At 57.8% G+C, this 4,235-nt stretch carries 4 protein-coding genes; 2 read left to right on the top strand and 2 right to left on the bottom strand.

Annotated elements, in window-relative coordinates; all coding sequences use genetic code 11:
• Positions 1-543 precede the first annotated feature (543 nt).
• A complete protein-coding gene (locus tag QMX93_RS29930) occupies positions 544-909 on the top strand; it encodes a hypothetical protein (protein WP_282359182.1) in 366 nt (121 codons plus the stop codon).
• 149 nt (positions 910-1,058) lie between these two features.
• Positions 1,059-1,415 carry a DUF6124 family protein gene (locus tag QMX93_RS29925; RefSeq protein WP_282359180.1) on the top strand — a complete coding sequence of 119 codons (357 nt, stop codon included), beginning with the start codon at positions 1,059-1,061 and terminating at the stop codon, positions 1,413-1,415.
• A gap of 177 nt (positions 1,416-1,592) precedes the next feature.
• On the opposite strand, the gene QMX93_RS29920 is transcribed toward QMX93_RS29925, so the two are convergent.
• Together QMX93_RS29920 and QMX93_RS29915 are read right to left on the bottom strand one after the other, a co-directional pair.
• On the bottom strand, positions 1,593-3,158 hold the full coding sequence (locus tag QMX93_RS29920) for a PAS domain-containing methyl-accepting chemotaxis protein (RefSeq protein WP_053118810.1): 1,566 nt from the start codon (positions 3,156-3,158) through the stop codon (positions 1,593-1,595).
• A gap of 102 nt (positions 3,159-3,260) precedes the next feature.
• Complete coding sequence (locus tag QMX93_RS29915; protein WP_282359178.1) at positions 3,261-4,052, bottom strand: CPBP family intramembrane glutamic endopeptidase; 792 nt, start codon at positions 4,050-4,052, stop codon at positions 3,261-3,263.
• Positions 4,053-4,235 lie beyond the last annotated feature (183 nt).

Below are 4,235 nucleotides of genomic sequence, written 5' to 3'. Positions count from 1 at the left end.
TCGGCGCTTTGGTGGAAGGGGTGGGGCCGATGTCTCCCACAGTCTGTACTGGGCTAACAGTCAGAAGCTGGCTTTTGGTCCCACCCACCCCTTCGAGTCCTACCATACAAGCGGGCTTGCTCGCGAAAGTGTTCGGACAAACCACATCAAACTACTAGAGCAATCTCCGTCTCTTTCTGTCTTTAAACGTAATCCTGTGAGTGCGTTTACATTACACAAACCGTTACGCCACAAGCCCTACAACGCCTTGCGCCGTTACTTACGCGTACGCCAGAATCCGCCGGCATACACGACCATGACTCGGGCTATATCGTTTCCCTGCCACTGCCCATCAGTGGTCGGGTTTAGTAGCCCGCATGGTTTTAGTAGGTGCATAAGTCCCATTAGGTCTGGCGTATCAGACTGCACTCAATGGTGGCTGTGCTCAGGGCGCTTTCGAGCGCGCCGGTCTTGCTAATTCCTCCGGTCTACTAACCTGCGCACAGCCGCCACCCTTCTTTTAGTAGAGAAAAGTCGCGGCCCTTGTTCAGGAATTAGATATTTATGTTCAAAGCCACGCCAAATCCCCCGGACGTCGAACCAATCCCGTACGACCCAACCCTCGAACCACAAAAGATAAAAGAAGCAACCGACCGCGCCATCAACTTCTATCTCAACCCCGGTTCATTCAAACTCTCAGTCCCTTCCCGCAAGACCAGCAAGATCTTCCTCATCGACCCCGCCATGGACGAAGAAACATTACTCGTCGAAGCCTGCGAATCGCTAGCAGCGGCCAGTGACATGGCGCGTGAAATCGGCGATGTCGTCGACAACACACAACGCCGAGCCCTGTTGATGCTGCATCAGGTGATCATGCTCAGTGAGCTCATGGTCAATCGAGTCCTGGATGGTCGCCGCTTGCCGCACTAGCGATCCCGCCACGATCCCTTGTAGGAGCTGCCGCAGGCTGCGATCTTTTGATCTGCTTTATAACAATCAAAAGCCGATCACAAGATCGCAGCCTGCGGCAGCGCCTACACGGTGTCATTTTTTCGCAGTGCTTCGAGGAGTTTCAGCTTATGTCCGAAACCACAAAACCGCTGGTCACAGATCCGGCTTCACCGTACGAATCATTCGATTCAAAGAAGCTCCACGCCGCCGCCGAACGCGCCCTCGACCATTACCTCGCACCCGCGCAGATCATGGCCACGCCTTATAGTCCCAGCAGCATGTTCATGGTTAATCCGCAAACCGACACTGAATCCTTATTGGCGAATGCCTGTGAGTCATTGGCCTCGGCCACGGTCATGCTCGGTGACTTCGCCGGGATGTTGGAAGGCCCCAGCCGCAATACGCTGTTGGGCATTGCGCAGGTTGTGATGCTGGGGGAGTTGGCGGTCAATCAGGCACTGGATAACGTGGTGCCCAAGGGATAGGCACCAACAGTTCAGGCCTGCTCGCGATCAGGCCTGCCAGTTTCATTGATTTCACTTAGGCAATAAAAAGCCCGGAAAGCTTTCGCCGTACGGGCTTTGAAGATCAAAAGATCGCAGCCTGCGGCAACTCCTACAGGGATCGACGTAGGAGCTGCCGAAGGCTGCGATCTTTTGCTTTTAGCGGTTAAACCGCTCCACCAACGAGTACTGCGTGTTAGCCGTCTTCGTCAGCTCTTCACTCAACAATGCCGAGTTATGTGCCTGTTCCGACGTCTGATCCGCCAGTTCTGAAATGTTGCTGATGTTGCGGCTGATCTCTTCCGCCACCGCACTTTGCTCTTCCGTCGCCGCTGCAATCTGCGTGGTCATGTCGGTGATGTTGGCCACCGCTTCACTGATCCCGACCAATGCCTGATCCGCTTCCAATACCCGCGCCACACCTTCTTCGGCCTGACGATGCCCGGCTTCCATGGTTTGCACAGCGCTGGACGCGGTCTGCTGCAACTTGGCGATCAGGGCGTGAATCTGCCCGGTCGATTCGCTGGTACGTTGCGCCAACTGGCGAACTTCGTCAGCCACCACGGCAAAACCACGGCCCATCTCACCAGCACGTGCGGCTTCAATCGCGGCGTTGAGCGCCAGCAGGTTGGTCTGATCGGCGATGCCTTTGATCACATCAACCACGCCGCCGATTTCGTCGCTGTCTTTGGCCAGTTGGGTGACGGTCAGGCCGGTTTCGCCGACAACTACCGACAAGCGCTGAATGGCTTCGCGGGTTTCCCCGGCGATGTCACGACCACGACCGGTCAGGCGATTGGCTTCCTGCGTCGCGTCAGCCGTGCGCTGCACGTGGCTGGCGACTTCTTGCGTGGTCGCGGCCATTTGGTTGACGGCGGTGGCGACTTGTTCGGTTTCCACGCGTTGACGTTCTAGGCCGCTGGAGCTGTTGTGCGCGAGGACGTCGGACTGCTTGGCCTGATCGGTCAGGTGTTCGGCGGTGTCCTGCAAGCGGGTCAGGCAGGTTTTCAGACGTGCTTCCTGGCTGAGGATCGACATTTCCAGACGTGCCTGCGCGCCACGGCTGTCGGTGTACATCTGTGCGATCAGCGGGTCGGAGGTGGTCTGCTCGGCCAGACGCAGCAGGCGTTTCAGCCCGCGTTGCTGCCATTGCAGGCCCATCAGGCCCAGCGGCACCGACAAACCGGCGGCGAGGGCGAAGCCCCAGTGCGAGTTGAGGGTCGCGCCGATCACGAAGCTCAGTTGGCTGACCAGAATGAACGGCAACCAGTCTTGCAGCACCGGTAGCCATTTATCGCTGGACGGGATCGCCGACTTGCCTTGGTTGATGCGTTGGTAGAGCGCTTCGGCGCGGCGGATCTGTTCGGCGGTGGGTTTGATCCGCACCGACTCGTAACCGACCACCTGATTGCCGTCGAATACCGGTGTTACATAGGCGTTAACCCAGTAATGGTCACCGGTCTTGCAGCGATTCTTGACAATGCCCATCCATGGCAAGCCTTGTTTCAGTGTGCCCCACATGTGCGAAAACACCGCCGCCGGGACGTCGGGGTGACGAACCAGGTTATGCGGCGCACGGATCAGTTCTTCACGCGAAAACCCGCTGATTTCAACGAACGCGTCGTTGCAGTAGGTGATCACGCCCTTGGCGTCGGTTGTGGAAATCAACCGCTGCTGAGCCGGGAACGTCCGTTCGCGTTGTGTGATGGGCTGGTTATTACGCATGGTTTTTCAATCCGCAAGGCTTTGAAAGGTTGTCGGCGGTCGCGGCGTTTTATTGAAATTATTTTTCAGATTCAAGAATGGCGTCGCAAAACGGCCATTGCTTCAACCGGCAAGCATCGGATAGGTGAACAGCACGAAGTGCAGCAGATTCAGGCCGAAATGCGTAGCGATCGCCGCGCCCAGTCCGCCGAAACGGTAGGCCAGGCCATAACCGACACCCGCCAGACTCGCCAGCAACACCCACTGCCAACCGGCACCCAGATGCACCAGGCCGAAAATCAACGAGGCGAGCAGCAGGGCGAGGTTTTCGCCGTAAGGCAGGTTTTTCAAACGACGGCTGAGACCGCCCTGTATATAGCCGCGAAACAGCGCTTCCTCGACCAGCGTCACCAGCAACAGATTGTTCAGCATCCATAGCCAGGCCTGATCGGGCCACTTCGGTGCCCACGCGATCACGCCGAGCAATACCGCGCCGCCGAGGGCGAGGATCACGCTCAAGGTCAGGGCGACGACGGTGGCGTAGACCGTCAGTCGCAACGAACGCCGCGCGACAATCCATGGGCAGACCAGCAACAGCCAGAAGCCAATCAACGGTTTGTCGAGATTGAGGTACATCGCGAATGGCACGGCATCATCGGTGAAACGTTGCGGATCGATAACCCGAGCGCTGGAGAAGCCCGGCAACCAGTGCAGCGCCAACGCCAGCGCCAGCACGATGAACAGACCGTGACCGAGAAACCGCCCGACCGGCACCTGTTGCTGGCGCACGGCGAAGCCCGCGAACATCAGTAGCCCAAGCGAGATCAACGCCAGCCAGCCGAGTTGGCCATGGCTCAACGCCAAACCGTAGCCGAGGCTGAGAAGGGCCAGATAGAGCCATGGCAAAGCCTTCATCGAAAGTCCCTGTGCACATTTTGTGGAAGGGCTTTCTACACGGGCGAGGGCGTGGGGACAAGTGAAGTGTGGCGGCAAACCGGGACAGATACTCGCCACACACAACATGTAGGAGCTGCCGAAGGCTGCGATCTTTTGATCTTTATCTTGAAAAGCCAAGATCAAAAGATCGCAGCCTTCGGC

This window comes from Pseudomonas sp. PS01303 (assembly GCF_029959385.1).
Classification (GTDB): domain Bacteria; phylum Pseudomonadota; class Gammaproteobacteria; order Pseudomonadales; family Pseudomonadaceae; genus Aquipseudomonas; species Aquipseudomonas rustica.
Note: the sequence above shows the minus strand (reverse complement) of the source record. Positions and strands in the feature narration are given on the sequence as shown.

Excerpts from the sequence above, each read along its gene's own strand:
- QMX93_RS29930 (WP_282359182.1), top strand. The coding sequence starts at position 544 with ATGTTCAAAGCCACGCCAAATCCCCCGGACGTCGAACCAATCCCGTAC.
- QMX93_RS29925 (WP_282359180.1), top strand. The coding sequence starts at position 1,059 with ATGTCCGAAACCACAAAACCGCTGGTCACAGATCCGGCTTCACCGTAC.
- QMX93_RS29920 (WP_053118810.1), bottom strand. The coding sequence starts at position 3,158 with ATGCGTAATAACCAGCCCATCACACAACGCGAACGGACGTTCCCGGCT.
- QMX93_RS29915 (WP_282359178.1), bottom strand. The coding sequence starts at position 4,052 with ATGAAGGCTTTGCCATGGCTCTATCTGGCCCTTCTCAGCCTCGGCTAC.